Origin of the sequence: Mycolicibacterium neoaurum ATCC 25795 (genome assembly GCF_000691525.1) — a bacterium.
Lineage (GTDB): Bacteria > Actinomycetota > Actinomycetes > Mycobacteriales > Mycobacteriaceae > Mycobacterium > Mycobacterium neoaurum.
In genome coordinates, this window is the sequence record NZ_JMDW01000008.1 from 314,464 (window position 1) to 334,079 (window position 19,616).

General features: G+C 62.4%; 17 protein-coding genes and 1 pseudogene. 6 read left to right on the forward strand and 12 right to left on the reverse strand.

Annotated features, from left to right (window positions below; genetic code table 11):
- Positions 1 to 232 precede the first annotated feature (232 nt).
- From IC40_RS27230 to IC40_RS0109030, 3 genes are all read left to right on the forward strand, one after another.
- Positions 233 to 1,042, forward strand: a complete 810-nt coding sequence (locus IC40_RS27230) for a glycosyltransferase (RefSeq protein WP_157837311.1) — start codon at positions 233 to 235, stop codon at positions 1,040 to 1,042.
- Between the two features lie 536 nt (positions 1,043 to 1,578).
- Positions 1,579 to 2,217 (forward strand): glycosyltransferase family 4 protein, encoded by a 639-nt coding sequence (locus IC40_RS28560; RefSeq protein WP_420896603.1) that lies wholly within the window; start codon positions 1,579 to 1,581, stop codon positions 2,215 to 2,217.
- A 47-nt stretch (positions 2,218 to 2,264) separates the two neighbouring features.
- Positions 2,265 to 3,644, forward strand: a complete 1,380-nt coding sequence (locus IC40_RS0109030; protein ID WP_030134402.1) for an O-antigen ligase family protein — start codon at positions 2,265 to 2,267, stop codon at positions 3,642 to 3,644.
- Positions 3,645 to 3,777: 133 nt separating this feature from the next.
- Here IC40_RS0109030 and IC40_RS27240 read toward each other — a convergent pair whose 3' ends face one another.
- The 10 genes and pseudogenes from IC40_RS27240 to IC40_RS0109080 all read right to left on the reverse strand — a co-directional run bounded on the left by IC40_RS27240 (position 3,778) and on the right by IC40_RS0109080 (position 15,791).
- A complete protein-coding gene (locus tag IC40_RS27240) occupies positions 3,778 to 4,578 on the reverse strand; it encodes a class I SAM-dependent methyltransferase (RefSeq protein WP_081843372.1) in 801 nt (266 codons plus the stop codon).
- Positions 4,579 to 4,644: 66 nt separating this feature from the next.
- Positions 4,645 to 6,106: pseudogene (locus IC40_RS26450) on the reverse strand (tyrosine-protein kinase domain-containing protein).
- Positions 6,107 to 6,185: 79 nt separating this feature from the next.
- Positions 6,186 to 7,946 (reverse strand): DUF4012 domain-containing protein, encoded by a 1,761-nt coding sequence (locus IC40_RS0109045; protein WP_030134403.1) that lies wholly within the window; start codon positions 7,944 to 7,946, stop codon positions 6,186 to 6,188.
- Positions 7,947 to 8,116: 170 nt separating this feature from the next.
- Complete coding sequence (locus IC40_RS26830) at positions 8,117 to 8,554, reverse strand: hypothetical protein (protein ID WP_138158165.1); 438 nt, start codon at positions 8,552 to 8,554, stop codon at positions 8,117 to 8,119.
- 563 nt (positions 8,555 to 9,117) lie between these two features.
- Positions 9,118 to 10,053, reverse strand: coding sequence for an endonuclease/exonuclease/phosphatase family protein (locus IC40_RS0109055; RefSeq protein WP_030134405.1), 936 nt, complete (start codon positions 10,051 to 10,053; stop codon positions 9,118 to 9,120).
- Positions 10,054 to 10,092: 39 nt separating this feature from the next.
- Positions 10,093 to 10,977, reverse strand: a complete 885-nt coding sequence (locus IC40_RS0109060) for a cyclopropane mycolic acid synthase family methyltransferase (RefSeq protein WP_030134406.1) — start codon at positions 10,975 to 10,977, stop codon at positions 10,093 to 10,095.
- A 493-nt stretch (positions 10,978 to 11,470) separates the two neighbouring features.
- Positions 11,471 to 12,382 (reverse strand): cyclopropane mycolic acid synthase family methyltransferase, encoded by a 912-nt coding sequence (locus IC40_RS0109065; protein ID WP_042510062.1) that lies wholly within the window; start codon positions 12,380 to 12,382, stop codon positions 11,471 to 11,473.
- Positions 12,383 to 12,435: 53 nt separating this feature from the next.
- Positions 12,436 to 13,332, reverse strand: coding sequence for an alpha/beta fold hydrolase (locus IC40_RS0109070; protein ID WP_030134408.1), 897 nt, complete (start codon positions 13,330 to 13,332; stop codon positions 12,436 to 12,438).
- Between the two features lie 73 nt (positions 13,333 to 13,405).
- On the reverse strand, positions 13,406 to 14,749 hold the full coding sequence (locus tag IC40_RS0109075) for an ABC1 kinase family protein (protein WP_030134409.1): 1,344 nt from the start codon (positions 14,747 to 14,749) through the stop codon (positions 13,406 to 13,408).
- A 52-nt stretch (positions 14,750 to 14,801) separates the two neighbouring features.
- Positions 14,802 to 15,791, reverse strand: a complete 990-nt coding sequence (locus tag IC40_RS0109080; protein ID WP_030134410.1) for an oxygenase MpaB family protein — start codon at positions 15,789 to 15,791, stop codon at positions 14,802 to 14,804.
- A gap of 77 nt (positions 15,792 to 15,868) precedes the next feature.
- Between IC40_RS0109080 and IC40_RS0109085 the strand changes: the two genes are divergently transcribed.
- A complete protein-coding gene (locus tag IC40_RS0109085; protein ID WP_030134411.1) occupies positions 15,869 to 16,450 on the forward strand; it encodes a TetR/AcrR family transcriptional regulator in 582 nt (193 codons plus the stop codon).
- A 146-nt stretch (positions 16,451 to 16,596) separates the two neighbouring features.
- Positions 16,597 to 17,421 carry a type IV toxin-antitoxin system AbiEi family antitoxin gene (locus tag IC40_RS0109090; RefSeq protein ID WP_042510061.1) on the forward strand — a complete coding sequence of 275 codons (825 nt, stop codon included), beginning with the start codon at positions 16,597 to 16,599 and terminating at the stop codon, positions 17,419 to 17,421.
- A gap of 54 nt (positions 17,422 to 17,475) precedes the next feature.
- Here the strand turns inward: IC40_RS0109090 and IC40_RS0109095 are convergent, their stop codons facing one another.
- Together IC40_RS0109095 and IC40_RS0109100 are read right to left on the reverse strand one after the other, a co-directional pair.
- Positions 17,476 to 18,078 carry a DinB family protein gene (locus tag IC40_RS0109095; RefSeq protein ID WP_030134413.1) on the reverse strand — a complete coding sequence of 201 codons (603 nt, stop codon included), beginning with the start codon at positions 18,076 to 18,078 and terminating at the stop codon, positions 17,476 to 17,478.
- Position 18,079: 1 nt separating this feature from the next.
- The gene (locus IC40_RS0109100) at positions 18,080 to 18,598 is read right to left on the reverse strand and encodes a DinB family protein (RefSeq protein ID WP_030134414.1); all 519 of its coding nucleotides are present in this window, start codon (positions 18,596 to 18,598) and stop codon (positions 18,080 to 18,082) included.
- Between the two features lie 57 nt (positions 18,599 to 18,655).
- Between IC40_RS0109100 and IC40_RS0109105 the strand changes: the two genes are divergently transcribed.
- Complete coding sequence (locus tag IC40_RS0109105) at positions 18,656 to 19,615, forward strand: helix-turn-helix transcriptional regulator (RefSeq protein ID WP_030134415.1); 960 nt, start codon at positions 18,656 to 18,658, stop codon at positions 19,613 to 19,615.
- Position 19,616: the final 1 nt, after the last annotated feature.

Below are 19,616 nucleotides of genomic sequence, written 5' to 3' on the forward strand. Positions count from 1 at the left end.
AACGGTGACGCGGCACAGGCTCGTTGTACGTGGCTGGCCTGCCCGGCGAAACAGGGACCACAACGCGTTTCAATCACTTTTGTCTGATGCTTTGGAGCAAGTTGACCCTCGGATCACCGTAGAGGAGTTCGTTCCAAGGCGGCCGTGGCAGAGAGCCGATGTCTGGCATTGGCATTGGCCGGACTCCTTACTGAACGGGTCCACGCCAAGCGCGGCGGCCAAGGTCCTGTACATGCTGACGTTGGTGCGCATAGCGCATTGGCGGAACATACCGATAGTCTGGACAGCGCATAATTCTGTATCGCACGCAAGACGACATCCGCGTCTTGAACGTCTGCTGTGGGCAGAATTCGTGGACCGTGTGGCAGCGGTTCATTACCTCAGCGAATCGTCCCGTCTTGAGATATCGCGCCATTGGCCAAGATTGAAAACAGTGCCAGCGATCGTGACTAAGCATGGAGCTTATCCCGTCGCCCGGCCCGTACCCGGGCCAAAGGTTCCAGAAGGCGCGTTCGTTGTGGCGTTTGTCGGCAAGATTAGCCATTACAAAGGGGTTCCGGATCTGGTTGCGGCGTTTGATGCGCTCCGCGGCAGCGATGTTCACTTGCTGGTGGCCGGCGCTCTCAACCCAGAGCTAGGTGATTGGCTCGAACGTCGAAACCGCGACGACACACGCGAGACATGGATCACTCACCTACTCACCGAACCAGAATTGGCTGGGGTGTACGAAGTTGCGGACTTGGTCGTATTTCCCTATCGAGCGGTGACGAACTCTGGCAGTGTTATCTATGCACTATCGGCAGGCAAGCGAGTCCTGGCTCCCGCCCTGGGTTCAATTCCTGAGGTCGCAGCGACTGTTGGTCCACTTTGGCTCATGACATACGAGGGCAAGATCTCATCAAAAACCCTGGAGGCTGCGATCTGTAGAGTGCGCGATACTCCGAAGGTAGATGGTCCCGACTTGCAAGCGTTCCAGTGGAATGAGATCGCCGAGGCAGTAGCGAACTTTTACTGGAAGATATCGAGAAGGGGCGTGGGGTGACACCCCATAACAGGCCAAAAGTGCTGTTAGTGACTCCCGAGTCGCCCTGGCCGCCGCTGCACGGGGGAAGGCGACGCGTCGCAGAGTTGGCCTCTGCCATGGCTACGCGTCTCGACGTGACCGTGGTTCACACGTCCCGCGGTGATGATGCGACACACGACGATCCGCACCTTCGTACTGTCGCAGTGTCATCAATGAACTGCAATGCTTTCGCCGGCCGATTGGTGGGCCCGCGACTGGGAGAGCTCTTCGCGGCTCCCTTGTTGCCGGAGATTACGCGGTTGGTATCCGCTGGTGCGGACGGGATAGTCTGGTCACATTCCTACCTTGCGGCCTACGGCGTACGCCGGGTGTCTGCGCCTGTGCATGTCATCGATTTTGCCAACATTGAGAGCGAGCGCTTCCGCTCGTTCGCGCTGGGCGCTGGCACACTGAAATCTCGCAGTTCGTGGCTCCTGGAGCATTTGAAAGCCACTGTCTGGGAGCCGAAGACTGCGCGGCGGGCCGACCTGTGTCTAGGCATATGCGAACAGGACATGCAGTGGCTTAAAGCTCATCGAGCGCGCGCTGTACTCGCACGAAATGGTTTGGCACCTGCCATAGCTGTCGCGCGATCGCCGACAGATGGATTCGTTCTTGCGGTCGCGAATTGGGCTTACAAGCCCAACCGCGAGGGAATGCTCGACTTTCTTGATCGGGTGTGGCGGCGGGTGCGTTCAGAGGTTTATGGTGCACGCCTTGTGATTATCGGTGCCGACGGCCAGTGCTTTGCAGACGCAGTGAGCGACACTAGTGTAGTTGCGCCAGGATTCGTACCAGATCTAGCGGGCTGGTACGCAAACTCAGCGGTCGTGCTTGCTCCCGCAAAGTCTGGGGGTGGAAGTCAGCTGAAGGTTGCGGAAGCATGGGCCCACGGGCGAATCGTTGTTGGTCCTCCGTACCTCAGTCGAGAGCAGCGAGAAGGGCTGCCCGAAGGGGCGTTGCTTGCAACGCCAGATCTCGCGAATGTAGTTGTTCGTACACTCACGGATGTTTCGGCCCGACACGCTGTTGAATCTGCGTTGGCGGGATATGTTGGGCAACATACTTGGGGCAACGAGCTCGGTGCAGCATTGAACGAAGTCTGCGCCGTGGTTGCTGGAGGCATGAGTGATCGCGGATTGGACCCATTGTGACGTCGTTGAGAGCCACCAGGAGCCGTTCATCGACGCTGCTTGTAACTTTGGCCGTCGTCGCCTCGACGCTACTGGGCTTCGTGTGGCTATTTCTTCCCGATGTTGCAGTGCCGCTTGCCGCTGGGTTGGCGGCGGTGGGAGCAATCCTCGCGTTTTTTAAGTATCCATTATCCGTGACGGTTGCCCTTCTCTTTCTGGCACAGGAAACCGTTCTTTCCCGGCAGTGGCTGATGACACTTGGCAACGACATCTACTACGCCGAGATACTGTCAGTTCCAGTAGTCCTAATTATTGCATTGTCGGCATGGGCGGTTGCAGTATTCAGGGAGTCTGTCGACGGTGAAACCGTTCAGGATTTGGCCAGCACCGTGCGGGTTGCGGTAGCGCTGCTGTGTATTGCGTTTGGCATAGCCAGTATGCAGGCGGTTGTATCAGGTATGTCTGTGTTAAATACGGCTAGGCAGATCGCATATCCCGTAATCGCAGTGCTGGTGATGATGGAGGTGGCTAGGCGACGGTTCGCCGTGGAAGCTCATGCGCTCATGCGGGTCGGCGCAACGTGCACTATCGCGCTGGCAGCTCTTGGGCTCATCACAGCAGCAGAAACAGGCGATTCGTTCGTATTTTATGATTCGGCAACGGCTTTCATCGCTGTTGCTGTGATCTGCGTCATTTTTGTGTCCGATAAGCTTCAACTCCTGCACGTGCTAGTACTGGTGTGTGCAGTTGCTATTATTGCGCTGTCGAATCGGCGAAGCATCGTCGTGGGCTTACTTATCGCGCTGATTATCTTCGCTATATCAAAGCGGGGAAGAGTGGTGCGTTCTCGAATTGTTCTTGGATCCACACTTGCGATCGGGGTGCTATCTGTTGTTGCAGGCCCAGCATTGGCGATAACCTTGCAGCGGCTTAACGTCGGGCTAGACACAATTCGGGGACTGGATGCAGACGTTTCAACCCGGGAGCATGTCAGTGATCTCTCTATCGGCCTAGAACATGCTCTTAGATACCCAGGTGGATTCGGCGCAGAGGCAGCTCAGTTGGGTGGTCTGGCTGCGGTGCGCTCGCAGCAGATCTACGTTCATAACGAGTTCCTACAACTCTGGCTTAAGCACGGGATCCTGGTGTCAGGATTGGTCGCAGTCGCGATCGCATTGCTTACCACGCTAGCCTTCAGGTCCTCGCAGCGTCCAATTTCCTGTGATCCCGGTCATTGGGCTCTTGCCCGTGGCGTAACCGCCGCTTGGCCGGCACTGTTTTTTGCGCTAATGACGGCGCCGTTTATATCCACGACCGCGAGATGGCCGGCGCTCATCGGCATTATGGTCGTGCTACTAAGCGCATCGGTGACCCTTCGCGAGATGGGCGGCGAAAAGGTGATGAAGTCGATGCCATCGGGTTCAAGTCACGCGCTCGACCGCAGATGAGGGCCCAAAGCTGGCCGGCGCCAGTTTCATAACTTCAAGATACAGTTTTTGAACTGACGATCGAATGGCGCGTCAGCGTCGGCAGAGTACTCTAACAAACGGGCCAAAATGTTTTGGGGCCAGACACATTAAGTCAGTGCTTTTGCAACACATAGAACCGAGATGACGGCCGGACCTTATGCCAGCGATTAGTGGCGTGGTAGCGACGGTTCCAGTCGGTGAGTCTGCATAATAGGCTGTCGAGCTTGACGCCTTTGGGGTTACCGACTCCCCATCCATATTTGTTTAAGATGCGCGTGGTCGGGAAGATGCATGGTGACTGATGCAAAATTTCGAATCGTGCTGACTCGAAAGCGCGATCAAGAATCTTGCTCGGTATTCCACGTTCTCGTAGCGTAAGCCCCGGCCTACGTGTTCTCCAATCGCCCATTGATATTACAGGCTCTCGAACAAGCGCGACGCCGCCTGGAGTGGTAACGCGACCGATCTCGCGTATCACATGGCTGACGTTCGGAACATGATGTAACACTCCAAGCGACAAAACTAAGTCAAACGTTTCATCCGGAAAAGCCATGCTTCCAGAGGCGGCCGGATCAACGTACTCTATCGGTAAACCTGCAATCTCGCTGCTGCGGAGCTGTTGAGATGGCTCAAGTATCGTCAGCTTTTCGATGCGGTCGATGAGCGGAAGGAACTCAGCGCCATACGCGCTGCCTAGACCTAACGCATGCCTGTAACGCATCGGCGGCAGATGGCGGAATCCGTGGAACTGGTTCAGAGAGTGGTAGAAGTATGAGTCGACTGAGCCGTGCTCGGCTGCTCCGAGTTCCGCATAACCCTCTTGCTCGTCGACAAACCAATCGTCGATCTGTTCCTGATCGAAATCGTCCCCGTACAGCTGCGCACCGGAGAAGTATGGCTCCATATTCGTCATTGAGGGTCCCCTCTCCAAGGTTGTCAGTAAGCCACACGGGTTTTCATCGGCGCGAAATTGCGCGAACTACGTCTCTGTTCGAGGTGCGCGATGACCTCGGTTGCGCGGCGTGATTTTGTCGCGCAAAGGCATGACATCGACTTCACCTCCCGGTTCAGGATTCGGGTCTTTCGCAGCGGTTGTGCCGTACCCGTACGAGTAGCTGTACGAAGATGCTCCCCGGGGGGGGAAGCAGCGTCAGAACTGCGCCAAGGAGGGTCGCACCGACGTCGCGAAGGCTGCCAACAGCTTGGGCAAGCTGGTCCCTTTTGGTCCGGCCGTACCGGGCCATGATTAATGCACCGTCAGCGCTTGCCGCCAAGATGGCCGCGTCGGTGACCGCAAGCAGCGGGGTCGAGTCCACGATGACGTAGTCATAGCGGGATCGCAGCTCGGTCAACACATTCTTCGCTGCCTGCGAACCAAGCAACTCGCTGGGATTCGGCGGAACAGGACCAGATGTGAGCACGGTAAGTCCAGGGAATCGAGTCTTCTGTAGCGCGTCGTCAAGAGTGGCTCGGGCGCTTAGTACGGTGCTGAATCCCACGGTCCCGACTAGGTCGAGGTAGTTATGCAGCATGGGGCGCCGGAGGTCCCCATCCACAAGCACCACGTTGTGATCGGCCTCCGCGAGCGAAAGCGCAATGTTGATCGCAGTTGTTGACTTGCCCTCGGACGGCATCGAGCTGGTTACAACTATGACACGTGGTTTCTTGTCAACCGCCAAGAACTGCAAGTTTGTGCGGAGCTTGCGGAATGCTTCCGAGATCCCTGAATTCTCTACATCAAACGAAATCGCAGCGTCTTTTGCGCGCTCTTTGTCTAGGGGGATGCTGCCTGCGACGCCGGTACCGGAGATTTCTTCAAGAACTTCGCGAGACTTAATCGTGTTGTCGAGCAGGTCGCGGAGGACTGCCAGGCCAATTCCAAGCGCAATGCCTAGTAGGAGTCCAACAGCGATGTTGCGAGTGGCCTTTGGTGTCACCGGGTTTTCGGGAATCGAAGCCCGTTGCTCAACTACTACGCGGGCATCGGACGGTGCACCACTCTCCGGGGTCTCAAGTTCGCGGACTAGTTGCACGAATTCGTCAGACAAGGTGTTGGCGATATCTCGGGCACGGACGGGCGATTCATCCATCACCTCGACGTTGATCAGAACTGTGTCCAGTTTGGTGCTGGCCGATATTTTCGCTTGTAACGTCTCCGCGTCCATGTCAAGTGCAAGTTTGTCGATTGTCCGTTGCGCCAGCGTTCTGCCCATGATCAGTTCGGCATACGAGCCGACGCGCTCCTGGGAGAACTTGTTGCCCTGATAGGCCTCGGACACAGACGAATGTGTAGTGGTCGATACGAACAGCCTCGTGTTCGCTTGGTATTGCGGAGTCGTCAATAGGGTGACTGCAGTAGCCGCCGCTACCGTAGTTAGCGCAACCACACAGATGGAAATCCATCGAGTACGGAGCAACTTCAGGAAGTCCTGAATGTTCATATCTCTCTCCCTACCAGTGTTTGCTCGATGACGTTGGGAAAGCTGGATGAGTTGTTCAGATGGACCGTCTCGTCTCGACTCAGCCGGTGCATTCAGGCACCGAAACTACGGGTACGACCGGATCAACCAATGGTTGAACCGGCACAACCGCCTGTCCAGAAGTCACAGGTTCAGACAACCGGAAAGTAAGTTCGCCTGCCTGGCCGGGCGGTATTACGACTTGAATCTCGAAGGTTGGATGATTCCGCTCCGTTCCGGAGAACACCTGTGTACGTTCGCCATTCGCAAGCACACTTTCCAATGTGGCGCCCGGACTTGCGAGCAGACGTACCGATGTGAGCATGGTCCCGGCAGTTAGTTGAACCGGCAAATCCGAACTGACTCCGCCCGCGCGCGCCACATAGTCCGGTAATTGCCCAGCCGGCGCTGCGTTCTTCAGCCGCACCGTGACTGTAGAGTTTCTGGTCCCTGCGACGCATCCGTCGGCGACGTACTCGATCTGACGCTCAAGATAGTAGTCCATCTTGTTACCACCAAGATTGTTGATCACCACCTCGGCATATGGACCGGGGTCCTCAGGCACGATGTGTGCTAATGGCGTTTCCTCGAGCTTCTCTTGCTCTGCAGGCACTGCACTCCACACAGCGATCCGCCGCTCGCTTACGGCGCGGCCGAGTGCTTCAAGTAGTGCTCTCGGAGAGCCGCTGGCGCCCGTTACCTTCTTCACAACCTCGCTGGCGATGTCCTGTAGATAGCGTTTGCGCGCGGCCTGGTCGGTGGGAAACCGTGCGTAGGCGGTCGATTCGGTTAACTCAACAACGTTGTCTTTGGTCACTTGCTCCCCGTCGGGCATGGTCACCGGTCCGACCGCGCCCAGGATGTAGCTCAGGGCGAATGGGTCGAGGGCGATGACACCGTCGACATTCATTCCGGTCTGCTGTGCCCACATCGACTTCCATATTTGTGCTGCATACGGAAAGTGCGAACTCAGATTGCTATTCCGGAAGTCACCAAACGGGTTGGCATACCCATAACTCTGGTTGAACTCTGCGCCCAGATCGATCGGCGCGAAGGGTTTGTCCAACTCGGTGTTGGCGCCGAGTGTGTCGACGGTGGCAACACCATTGTCGAATCGCAGGACTCCGAAACCGCCCAGCAGACCGCCAGTCCCGCGCGCCTCCGCGTTGGTCTGAAACGCCATGAAATAGGAACGTGCGCCATCCGCTCCCATCATCGGCGGGACCAGCTGAGAGGCCAGGGCCGTGTTCTCCAGCAATCCGGTGATCTGAGCCGTCTGCTCCTGCAGTTGTGTGCGGGCATCGGACAGCATCGACACGTACCGGGGATCCGAGATTGCCTGCGCCTCGCTGTTCAACCGGGTCGCCGCCTCCGCCAGAGACGTCAAATTCGGCTCCTCCGAGCGCAGCAACGCGACGTCCACCCGGCTACCGTCCACCAGACGATCGGGTGACAGCGCCGTGCCGGCCTGGGCTGCGGGTTTGAGTACATCGTTGGCGAGGCCGAGGACCACATCGGAGATCTGCTGGCCGGTGCGGAAGGGTCCGCCCACCCACGGGATGGCCGAGGTGACCGTCCAGGGCAGCGAATGCGTCGCGTCGCTGGCGGCCTGCGCGTGGTACTGGGCATGGTCGACGAAACGAGACGCCGCCTCGGAATCACCATGCTGCAGAGCATCTTTGGCTTGCTGAGCGTTGCTGCGGGCCTGCTCCAGTGCTGACTTGGCGTCCAGCCCACTTTTGGCCAGCCATCCAACGAAAGCGACCACGATGGCGAGGGTCACCAGCCCGCCGATGATGACGGATCGGCGGTGTCGTTTCAGCCAGGACCGTGCGTCACCAGTCCTTCCGCGATGTTCTCTCCCTGAAAATTCATTGTCGTCACCATCGACGGAATCATCCTTGGGCACTCAGCGCGCTTTCTACATAGATCGGCGCGGACCCACTGAGTGGATCCGCGCCGATGAGATTAGCTTCTGGGCAGAGCTCAAAGTCAGGCGCAACCACGCCCGACGGAGAACGTCGTGGTGCCGTACGGCCCCACCCGCAGCGATGCACCGAAGACGCAGGCCTCAAGGTTGAGGTTCTGGGTGAACCAGCCGTACAGCGGCTTCGCGAATCCGGGCACCAGGCTCAGCGGCTCGAACGTGAAGACCGGCGAGCTCGGTGGGGGAGTGGGATTGGCGGTGCCGAACCACCAGAGGTTGTTCTGGAAGATGCCGCGGATGGCCTGCTCCGGCGTGGGGAGGGCGGCCTGAGCGGGCACGCAACTCGGGTCAAGCGAGGGATCGCACTGGGCGGCGCCGACTACCGACCCGACCACGGGATTCGACGGCGCGGCGTGTGCCACCGTGACCGGTGTGAGCGTTGCTGCGGCGGCCAGTGCGCCGGCCGCCAGGCCCATGCTCACCTTGCGTGAAACTGCTGACATTTCTCCCCCTTGGATGGGCCTTTGAGTTGCGGAAAGCATGTCAGATTGGGAACGTCCTGTCAACACGTTTTCGCAGGTTGCACCGCTACATTGTCGCAGCTGGCAACTGTTTACAGGGTTCATGCGGATGTAACCGATCGGCGGCAAAAATTGCATACGCAACCGTCGCCAGTGGCCGTCCGGCGAGTTCGATCCGAGTCGAATATTCCCCCTCGAAAAGTTTGCCAGCCGGGAGCGCGCGTACAGTGGCCTTCGAGTTAGCTGTGATTGCAACCACACGTCGTGTTGCGGCAGCAGGTCAGCTGATTTGTCCAGTACGGGGACTCGCGGTGCCGTGATCGCTGTCGGACCGAAATTTGGGTCCGCAGTAGCCGTTTCTGCAGCTTGTCGTCGAGTGGTAGCGGGGCCGTCTGGATATTGACGTTGCTGTTCATTAAAGGTCGGGTCATGCTGCCCAGCCGCGGAGGCCCCCCGCCGTTCGCTCAGAACCCCAATTGTTGCGGCCGACCGTGCCGACGAGCCCACGTGAGCGTGCCGATGCCGCTGCGTGATTCGGCGAGATCTCAGTCCACGACCACGGTTGCGGCCACCGCGCGGTGGTCCGAACCCGCCACGGCGACCGCCCGAATCGCCGTCACGGTTGCCTTGCGGGTCAGCACATGGTCGAGCGCCAACATCGGTGGGATGCCGTAACGGCGTAGATGGTTGGGATAGGTACGTATCCGCCCGGCGCCGGCCTGGGCGGCACCGCTGCGGTAACCGCCACTACCTAATAGGCGACGGAACTCCACGACATCGGGGGTGGCGTTGAGATCGCCCCCGGCGATCACCGGTCCGGTCGCCGGCAGCTCGCGCAATGTCGGGCCGAGCCGCACGATATCCGCGCGCCACGACGGGAACGCCGAGCGCGGCGGCGGCATGTGGGTGGAGATGAACGTCGGTTCGGCATCGGTGCCCGGCAGCCGAACCCGTGCCCATAAGAACCCACGGGTGAAGCTCCCGTCGGCGCCGGACGCCGTGATCGGATAGCGGCTCCACAATCCCACCCCGGACGCACGCTCCTTCGGGCGCTGCTCGCAGTGCGGAAAGTCTTGTGCCAGTGCGCTCGAGAGCGCCTCGGCCAATTCCGGCGTCAGCTCCTGCACCGCGATCACATCGGCATGCTCACGGGCCAGCCGGGCCACGGCCTCCGGGTCGGCCTTGCCCATCAGCAGGTTCGCCGAGACGAAGCGCACCGACACACCGTCCTCGGGCCGCGGACTGCGTCCCCGCAACGGAAGCAGGAAGGCGATGGCAGCTGTGGTCGCAACGGCGGCGACGGCGGCCGGCACCCAGTGCCTGCCGAGCGTGAACATGACAGCCGCCGCCGGCGCACCGAGCATCAGATATGGCGACAATGCCGCCATCGCGAGCAGCAGCCGAGCTGCAGCGGGCACCGACCGTGCGACCGCGGCGATCACTGCGCACAACAGCAACAGCGAGCCGAGTAACAGCGTCATTGACTACGGACTGATGTCGCCGTCGCGGGGCAGGCGGGACTACGGCTTGACGTAGGTGACCAGGCTGACGTCGAGCGCCTCGTCGACGTAGTAGTACTGGCAACCGGTGAGGTAGCGCATGTAGTCGTTGTAGTGCTGCTCGCCGGCCGCGGCGATGGCTTGATCCTTGTTGTGCTCCAGGCGCGCGGCCCAAATGCCGAGGGTCTTGATGTAGTGATTACGCAGCGACAGCACCTCGGTAACGGTGAAGCCGGCCTTCTCGCCGTGTTCCACCAGCATCTTGGTGCTCGGGATCCGGCCGCCGGGGAAGATCACCTCGGCCATGAACTTCGCGAACCGGGCCAGCTCGAAGGTGAGCTTCTTGCCGCGCGCGCGCAGATCGTCGGGGTGGTACCCGCAGCTGCTCTGGATGGTCATCCGGCCGCCGGAGGGCAGAATGTCGAAGCTGTTCTTGAAGAACTCGTCGAAGCGCTCGAACCCGAAGTGTTCGATGGCCTCGATCGACACGATGGCGTCGACGGGAGAGTGGAACTGCTCCCAGCCTTCCAGCCGCACATCGAAGGTGCGCTCGGAATCGATGGAGCTGAGCAGCTGATTGCAGTACGCCTGCTGATTCTTGCTGAGCGTCAGACCGATGACGTTGACGTCGTACTTCTCCATGGCGCGCTGCAGCGTGAGCCCCCATCCGCAGCCGACCTCCAACAACGTCTGGCCGGGCTGGAGGTTCAGCCGGTCCAGGTGCTGGTCGACATTGGCGATCTGGGCCTCGGACAGCGTGACGCTGGGTCCGGTGAAGAAGGCGCTGCTGTACTTGCGCGTCGGGTCCTGGAAGACGCCGAAGAAATCATCGGACAAATCGTAATGAGCCTGGATGTCCTCGAAATGCGGCCGCATGTCCGTGGTGCCGCTCGACTTGTCAGACATAGAGGTGGCCTGCCCTTCTCGGTGGGTTCCGACTACGCCGTCCACCACATCACGGGTGCCCACTTGTGTGGGCACCCTACTCGCCGCGAATCCGGTCCCCCAGGAACTCCGCAGCGTGTCTCTTCAAAACGGATGTGATCGCCATCGCGCCGTTGCTCATGGCGATCCTGCTTTACTCGACTCTATCGTCCGCGACGGCCGATCCCGTGCGGATGGTGGATATGTGTCCTGTGGTGCGCTGCGCGGACGTCATTGCGGAAAAGGGTTGTCGCGCGCCGTTTTCGCGCCTGCAATGCAGGTGGGGAGCAAATTGTCCGGGCTGTCAGTGCCTTTGCTGAAACCACACCTGATCGACGGTGCGAGCCTGCTGACCTGCTCTGCCACGTTTCGCTATTCAGTGGTCCCGACGCGCGGTCGAGCGGGCAGCAAGTTTGCCCCATACGTGATTGATCTTGATTTACAACAGCTTTCACCGCGCCCATCGGGGCACGGCTCACTTGACCATCGTGAACTGGTTGACGTCGATGTAGCCGGTGCGGAAACCGTTCGCGCAGCCGGTGAGGTACTTCATGTAGCGCTGATAGACCTCTTCGGACTGGATCTCCACTGCCTGATCATGATGCGCTTCGAGCGCCTCGGCCCACAGATCCAGCGTGCGCGCGTAATGCGGCTGCAGCGACTGGCGTCTGGTCACCGTGAACCCGGCGGGCACCGCATGCTCCTCGACCTTCTCGATCGAGGGAAGTCGACCGCCCGGGAAGATCTCGGTCAGGATGAACTTCACGAACCGCGCGATCTCGAAGGTCAGTGGGATGCCCTCGTCGATCATCTGCTGAAAAGGCTTGCCGCAGATCGTGTGCAGCAGCATGACACCGTCGTCGGGCAGCACGCTGTAGGCCATCTCGAAGAAGTCGTCATAGCGCTCGAAGCCGAAATGCTCGAAAGCCCCGATCGACACGATGCGGTCGACGGGCTCGTCGAATTCTTCCCAGCCCTTGAGGTACACCCGCTTGTCCCTGGTGGACTCCGATTTGTCGAACTCGGCTTCCACGTGGGCTTTCTGGTTCTCGCTGAGCGTCAAACCGATGACGTTGACGTCATAGCGCTCCAGTGCGCGCGTCATCGTCGCGCCCCACCCGCACCCGACGTCGAGCAGCGTCATGCCTGGTTCGAGCCCCAGTTTGCCCAGTGACAGATCGATCTTGGCCAACTGCGCCTCGTGCAACGTCATATCGTCGCGCTCGAAATAAGCACAGCTGTATGTCCTGGTCGGATCCAGAAACAGAGCAAAAAAGTCATCTGACAGGTCGTAATGCGCCTGCACGTCCGAGAAATGCGGTTCGAGCTTCTTGCGTCCGGTCAATTCTGTTTCCCCACCGCGACCTGCTGCGTCCCCCCAGGTCATCGTTGACCCGGCCTTTGCGGCGACTCTACGCGTTGAACGAGCGCAGGCCGAACTTATGCGGAAAAGTTTGCTTTGAGTGTACCGACGATATCGTCCCAGAGCGGTTCGGGCAGTTCGTGGCCCATCCCGTCGAATAGCACCAGCCTTGCTCCGGGAATCGCCCGTGCGATGGCTCGGCCACCGGACGGGCGCATCAGCTTGTCGGCCTTGCCGTGGATGACCACCGTAGGTGCGGTGATTTGTCGGTCATAGGCCAGCAGACTGCCGCTGCCCATGATCGCGGCGAACTGCCTGCCGACCCCGGCCGGGTAGTACGAGCGGTCGTAGCTTTCGGCGGCCTCGGCCCGTAGCTGTTCGTCGGATTTGGGATACCCGGGGCTGCCGATGATCTTGGAAACGCGAACCGTATTGGCGATGACGCCCTCGCGGCTGGTGTCGGCCGGCTTGGACAGCAGCGTCAGCAGCTGGCGCGGACCCGGCGGCGGTAGGAAGGACTGATTGTTGCTGGAGAAGATGACGGCCAGCGACCGCGTGCGGGCGGCATGCCGGGCGGCGAACACCTGGGCGATCATGCCGCCCATCGACGCCCCGACGATGTTCGCGCGCTCGATCTGGAGATGATCCAGCAGCCCTGCCGCGTCATCGGCCATGTCCTCAAGGGTGTATCCGGCCGGACTCTTCATCCCCGCCAGCGACCGGGCCATCCTGGGGACCAGCGGCGCACCGCTGCGGGCATGGGGCAGCTTCGACGAGAGCCCGACGTCGCGATTGTCGAATCGGATGACGCGCAGCCCCTGATCCACCAACTTCTGGCAGAACTCGTTGCGCCACAACACCATCTGCGCACCGAGACCCATGATCAACAGCACTGCCGGATGGTCCGGGTCGCCCATGTCGTCGTAGACGATGTCCAGTTCGCCCGCGCGCGCGACACCCGTACGAAATCGCATACCTGACCTCCAGTTCGCCCGCATGCTCAGCGCAGCGAGCGTCAATGCCGTTACGGCGGTGAGACTTTGGGTGCTAGCTGTCCAGCTCGTCGGAATGCTCCCGGCTGACCTCGACCATGAAGTTGGCGAAGTAACCGGTGAGCTGCGGATCGCTCATCATCTGCCAGCGCGGCGCCAGCAGCTTCATATAGCGCTCGACGTAGAGGAACTGCTTGCCGATCAGCACCAGTTCTCGCGGCAGCTTCACGTCGTAGGCGTCGGCCAGCGCCGAGAGCTGCTTGCCGATCTCGGCGTAGCTCATATCGCCCAGCGAGGACATGGTCAGCGGGGTGGCGAACTTCTCCAGGTCCTTGGCCGCCTGGGCCTCCGGCTTGACGGTGCCGACCGCGCCCATGAGCACGACGATCTTGCCCGCCGCGGCGTGGTCCTTCTTGACCAGCAGCGCGTACACCAGTTCGCGCAGCAGCCACCGGGTCCGCGGATCGATGCGGCCCATGATGCCGAAGTCGAAGAAGACGATCTTGCCGGCATCGTCGACATAGAGGTTGCCCGCGTGCAGGTCGCCGTGGAACAGGCCGTGGCGAAGCCCGCCCTCGAACACACTGAACAACAAGGCCTTGACCAGCTGTTCACCATCGAAGCCCTGCTTGCGGATGGCGGCGACATCATCGATGCGGGTGCCCTGGATGCGCTCCATGGTGAGCACTCGCTCGCTGGTCAGATCCCAGTAGACCTGCGCGACGCGGATGTTCTCCCCGAGCGGGGAGGCGTGCATATGGGCCACCCAGGCGTCCATCGACTGGGCCTCCAGCCGGAAGTCCAGCTCCTCGGCCAGGTTGTCGGCGAAATCGGCGACGACGTCCTGGGCGGACAGCCGCTGGCCGAGCTTGGCGAACTCCACCAGCCGTGCCCCGCGCTTGAGGATCTGCAGATCCGCGGCGACCCGGCGCCGGATCCCCGGTCGCTGGATCTTGACCACGACCTCCTCGCCGCTATGCAACGTCGCGTAGTGCACCTGGGCTATCGAGGCCGACGCGAACGGCTTCTCATCGAAGGACTTGAAGAGGTTCTGCGGCTCGTCGCCGAGTTCCTCCTTGAACAGTTTGTGCACGGCCGCCGAATCGGCAGGCGGGACGCGGTCGAGCAGGCCGCGGAACTCGCGGCTGAGGTGTTCGCCGAAGGCGCCCGGGCTGGAGGCGATGATCTGGCCGAACTTGACGTAGGTGGGGCCCAGGTCGGCGAAGGTCTGCGGAATCTGCTTGATGACCTTTTGTTGCAGCGACCCTTTGCGCAGCAGGCTGCCGGCGACGCGGGCGCCGGTGCGGGTGACCTGCCAACCCGTCGCGCCGACGCGGGCGGCCTCCACCGGCAATGGCACCCGGTCCAGCCGGGCTCCTTCTCGGTGTTGGGTACTCATCTCTGCAGTGTCTCAAAACCGGCGGTAGCGGTAAAAACACGGGTGGCCTGCATCACACGAAGGCGCGCTCCACCTGGTCACGGCTTAGCTCGGGATCGCTGCCCGGCACATAGCGCGGCTCGGTGTGCGCGACGGTGGTGCCGCCCGCCACCCGGCGCTGGGCCTGCCGGAATTCCGGGGCGGCGCCCGCGGCGGTGTGCAGCCCGTTGATCACCGACCAGACGATGGCGCGCCGCCCCGCCCGCTCGATGGGGTTGGGATCGGTGTGCCCGATGAGCTGTTTGGCCCACCGCGGCATGGTGTCGCGGATCGCCCAGTCGACCGCGCTCTGTGGCATCGGCAGATTGGGTCCGGTGGCCATCGCCGCGCCGTGGGTGAGGGCAAGGCGCGGGAGGTAGGAGTGCAGGCACTCCAGCGTCTCGGCCTTCGTGGTGGGCAGGTCGGTACCGCCCAGAGCGTGCCCGACCCTGGTGAACTCACCGTAGTAGCGGTCGAGTTTCTTGCCGCGCAACGGATTCGGATGATAGAGCTCGTGGGCGGTGGCCAGTCCCCACACCACGGTGGCGTAGTTCCAGCGCAGCCAGTCGGGATCGTCGGCGTCGTAGGTGGCGCCGTCGGGTCTGGTGCCCTTGATGGTGTGATGCATGGCGCGCACGGTTCGTGCGACGCGTTCGGCGGTCTCGGTGTTGCCGTAAGCGGTGCCGATGAAGAAGGCGATCGAATGGCCCAGCCGGATCGCGGCGCCCTCGGGGTCGATGACCGGGATGGCGGTACCGTCGGCCTCGCGCTTGACCAGGCGTGAGTGGTGCATGCCCATCCAGTAGATGGACGGGTCGAGGCGTTCCAGATAGGCCGCACATTGCAGGCCGAAGATCAGCGCCTCGGTGTGGGAGTGCACGTGCCAGACGGCACTGCCTGGTCCGAACCAACCCGGATCGCCCTCGGGGCCGGCGAACTCCAGGCCCTTGAAGAAGTGCCTGCGGAAGGTCTTGTCGTAGCGGCCCTGCAGGCCTTGCTCCAGCACCTGATGCGGCATGTCCACGGGTGAGCCCCTTTCTGGTCACGGCTGTAGCCAGAATACATTTTGGATACAGGAGTGACCAGATTTAGTCTGATGCGATGACTCGCTGGGCGGGCGTCGCACTGACCGACCGGCGCGCGGAGCGTCGTGCGCTGCTCATCGACGCCGCCTACGCGCTGTTCGGAACGGGTGGCGAGGCCGCGCTGACGGTGCGGTCGGTATGCCGGGAAAGCGCTCTGAACACCCGCTACTTCTACGAGAGCTTCGCCGATATCGGCGAGCTGCTGGGCGCGGTGTTCGACAAGGTCGCCGCGGAACTCGGTGCGGCCGTCGACACCGCGATGACCTCGGCCGGGGACTCCCTGAGTGCGCGCACCCGGGCCGGCGTCGCGGCGGTCCTCGGCTTCAGCTCTGCCGACCCGCGCCGCGGCCGCGTGCTGTTCACTGATGCCCGCGCCAATCCGGTGCTCACCGAACGGCGCGCCGCCCTGCAGGACCAACTCCTCGATGCCGTGCTCGCCGAGGGTGCGCGGCTGCACCCGGGCTCTGATCCCGTCGCCGCCCGCGTCGGTGCGGCGATGTACACCGGCGCGATGGCCGAGCTCGCCCAGCAGTGGCTCTCCGGCGCGCTCGGTGCGGACCTGGATGTCGTCGTCGACGCCGCGGTGCGGTTCTTCTGAGCCCTCTCGGCCGCCGAGAGTGACGCAATGGTCGCTGTAGGTCACGCAGGAGCGACCACTACGTCACTCTCGCGCTGGTATGGATCCGTCCGGGCCGCCGCTGCGTCCAAGCAGATGTGCACATTCCCTTCGACGGAGCCGCCGCGATGTCGGCCGGCGCGCTGACGCGAGGACAATTACGGCACCGCTACCAACCGCTCCTGCGCGGCGTGCACATCCCGCGCGGTCATCTCCCGACGCTGCGCGAACGGATCGATGCCACGCTGCTCGCCGTCCCTGACGGGGTCATCGGTGGGGTGGCGGCCGCCGCGCTGCACGGTGCGCGATGGGTCTCCGATACCGAGCCGATCGAGGTCTTTGCCCGCTGTCGACACCAGGCCGGCCTGGTCATCCGCAAGGACGTGCTGCCCGGCGCCGAGATCACGATCGTCCGCGGCATCCCGACCACGACGCGTGAGCGCACCGCCTTCGACCTCGCACGTCGATGTCGGCGTAGTCCGGCGATCGCGCGGCTGGATGCCCTCATGCGGGATGCGCCCTACCGGATAGAGGACGTGCTGACGCTGGCCGAGGCTCATCCAGGCGTCCGTGGCCTCGTGCAACTGCGCGATCTGCTGCCGTATGTCGACGGCGGTGCCGAATCGCCGCGCGAGAGCTGGCTTCGGCTGCTCTTCCTCGATGCCGGACTGCCAAGGCCACGAACGCAATTGGTTGTCTACACCGCCGAAGGTCGCTACATCAGGCGGGTCGACATGGTCTGGGAGGACTACCGGGTGGGCGTCGAGTACGACGGAGAACAGCATCTGAGCGACCGCGCCATCTACGCCCGCGACGTGTGGGTGGGTCGCGAACTGCAGCGGGTGGGATGGCACCTCATTCGCGTCATCAAGGAGGACCGCCCGAGCGACATCATCGGCCACGCCAGGGCGACCCTGCAGTCTCGCGGCTGGTCCGGGACTGCGCGAGAGTGACGCAATGGTCGCTGTAGGTCACGCAGGAGCGACCACTACGTCACTCTCGGCGCACTACGAGACCGCCTCCTTGCCCCACGGGGTCAGCCACGGCGTCGGCTCCCAATCCTCAAGCCCGGCCAGCAACTCGTAGAGGGTGGCACCGTCGATGCTCTCCCGGATGATGTCGCCCTGCCCGGCGTGGCGGGCCAGTTCCTCGATCATGTGGAAGATCACCCAACGCACCGACCATGCCGCGACATCCTTGGGGAACCACGGCACCTCCTGCGGAACCGGCACCGCCGCAGCCAGATCCGCGGTCTCGATGAGGCGGATGGTCTCGGCATTCTGTTCGTCGAACGCCGCCAGGATCCCCGCGAGGGTCTCGTCCTCGCGCATCACGAACTCTTCGGCATACTCGGCCTGCACGTCCTCCATCGGGCGGTCGTCGGCCGCGGGCAGCTGCGGGGCCGCCGCCACCCGCTGCATCCACCCCTTCTGACAGCTGGTGACGTGCTTGATCAGCCCGCCGATCGACAACGCGCTGACACTGGGCGTGGATCGTGCCTGCTCGTCGGTCAGGCCGAAGGCGATCGCCCGGAAGGCGTATTGCTGGGCGGCGACGTACTCCTTGAGTCCGGCGCGTTCGTCGGCAACGGGAGGGGGCATGGCGGGCATCTCAGTTCTCCTTCTGGGTGTGGGTGAAAAGATCTCGTAGCAGACAGATTTCGGCGCCGTGGTGGATCACCTCGCGGTTGATGTGCAGCACCAGCACGGCCATCGGATACTCGGCATACGGGCCCTCGGCGGGGCCACAGGGGCGCTGCAGATCCGCATCGGACAGGGCGCGCACCCCGGCCATCCACCGTGCCTTCTCCTCGTCGAGCTGGGCCAGCGCGGTCGCGGCGTCGGTGGCATACGGCCAGGTCTGGTAGTCGGCGGCCGGCCCACCGAAATGGGAATGACTCCGCATGGCCAACACGCCGACGATCACATGCGCCATGCGCCACGCGATGGTGGTGAACGGTGCGGGCTCGGGCTCCGGGTAGACGAAATCCACCCGGCCATCCGGACCGATCGTCCAGCAGTCAGCCGCCGGCGACCAGAAGTACTCCTCGTCGGTGAGGCCGGCAAGCCTCGGGCGCAGCTGGTGATCCCAGTGGAAGTCCAGCTGATCGGCCAGCAGTTCGGTGTTCATGGCTCAAAGACTCGCACCCGTATAGGACAGTTTCGGTCCTATGAGTGCGGCAGCATGATGGACATGAGTACCGCCCGGGTTCTGCAACTGCTCGGTCTGCTGCAGTCGCGTCGCGTGTGGACCTCCGAGGAGCTGGCCGAACGCCTGGAGGTCACCACCCGAAGTGTCCGGCGCGATGTCGAGCGGTTACGCGAACTCGGCTATCCGGTGCACGCCAGCAAGGGCCACGGCGGCGGCTATCAGCTGGGCGCCGGCGCGGCGATGCCACCACTGCTGCTGGACCCCGACGAGGCCGTCGCGATGGCCGTCTGTCTGCGGCTGGCCGCCGGCGGCAGCGTGGCCGGCGTCGGAGAGTCCGCGTTGCGCGCGCTGTCCAAGCTCGACCAGGTGATGCCCTCGCGGCTGCGCTCGCAGGTCGCCGCGGTACACGACAGCACCGTCACCCTGACCCCGACCCACAGCGACGCCCCCGTCGATCCCGAGGTGCTGATGACGCTGGCCAGGGCCTGCCGCGACCACGAACATGTCGGTTGCGGGTACACCGATATCCGCGGCGCGACATCGCAACGCCGCCTGGAGCCCTACCAACTGGTCACCACCGGACGCCGGTGGTACCTGCTGGCCTTCGATAGGGACAAGCAGGATTGGCGCAGCCTGCGCCTGGACCGGATGGACACCGTCCGTGCCATCGGCAGTACCTTCACCGCACGCCCGGCCCCCGACGCCGCCCAGTATGTGCAACGCGCCATCACCAGCTCGCCCTACCGCTATATCGCCAAGGTTCGCTATCAGGCACCGCGCGATGTTGTGGCACAGACCTTCTCGTCGGCCTCGGTGCACATCGAGCCCGACGGTGCCGACGCCTGCATCCTGACCACCGGCGCCGACGATCCGCGGGTGATGGCGCTCTATCTGGCCATGCCTGGATGTGAGTTCGAGGTACTCGAACCTCCCGAAGTCGCCGACGCCGTGCGGAGCGCGGCCGAACTGCTGCAGCGGGCAGGCACCCGAACGTAGG

What these genes read in the sequence shown, in the direction of transcription:
- IC40_RS27230 (WP_157837311.1), top strand. Translation starts at nt 233, where the DNA reads ATGCTGACGTTGGTGCGCATAGCGCATTGGCGGAACATACCGATAGTC.
- IC40_RS28560 (WP_420896603.1), top strand. Translation starts at nt 1,579, where the DNA reads ATGCAGTGGCTTAAAGCTCATCGAGCGCGCGCTGTACTCGCACGAAAT.
- IC40_RS27240 (WP_081843372.1), bottom strand. Translation starts at nt 4,578, where the DNA reads ATGACGAATATGGAGCCATACTTCTCCGGTGCGCAGCTGTACGGGGAC.
- IC40_RS26830 (WP_138158165.1), bottom strand. Translation starts at nt 8,554, where the DNA reads ATGTCAGCAGTTTCACGCAAGGTGAGCATGGGCCTGGCGGCCGGCGCA.
- IC40_RS0109055 (WP_030134405.1), bottom strand. Translation starts at nt 10,053, where the DNA reads ATGACGCTGTTACTCGGCTCGCTGTTGCTGTTGTGCGCAGTGATCGCC.
- IC40_RS0109060 (WP_030134406.1), bottom strand. Translation starts at nt 10,977, where the DNA reads ATGTCTGACAAGTCGAGCGGCACCACGGACATGCGGCCGCATTTCGAG.
- IC40_RS0109065 (WP_042510062.1), bottom strand. Translation starts at nt 12,382, where the DNA reads ATGACCTGGGGGGACGCAGCAGGTCGCGGTGGGGAAACAGAATTGACC.
- IC40_RS0109070 (WP_030134408.1), bottom strand. Translation starts at nt 13,332, where the DNA reads ATGCGATTTCGTACGGGTGTCGCGCGCGCGGGCGAACTGGACATCGTC.
- IC40_RS0109075 (WP_030134409.1), bottom strand. Translation starts at nt 14,749, where the DNA reads ATGAGTACCCAACACCGAGAAGGAGCCCGGCTGGACCGGGTGCCATTG.
- IC40_RS0109085 (WP_030134411.1), top strand. Translation starts at nt 15,869, where the DNA reads ATGACTCGCTGGGCGGGCGTCGCACTGACCGACCGGCGCGCGGAGCGT.
- IC40_RS0109090 (WP_042510061.1), top strand. Translation starts at nt 16,597, where the DNA reads ATGTCGGCCGGCGCGCTGACGCGAGGACAATTACGGCACCGCTACCAA.
- IC40_RS0109095 (WP_030134413.1), bottom strand. Translation starts at nt 18,078, where the DNA reads ATGCCCGCCATGCCCCCTCCCGTTGCCGACGAACGCGCCGGACTCAAG.
- IC40_RS0109100 (WP_030134414.1), bottom strand. Translation starts at nt 18,598, where the DNA reads ATGAACACCGAACTGCTGGCCGATCAGCTGGACTTCCACTGGGATCAC.
- IC40_RS0109105 (WP_030134415.1), top strand. Translation starts at nt 18,656, where the DNA reads ATGGACATGAGTACCGCCCGGGTTCTGCAACTGCTCGGTCTGCTGCAG.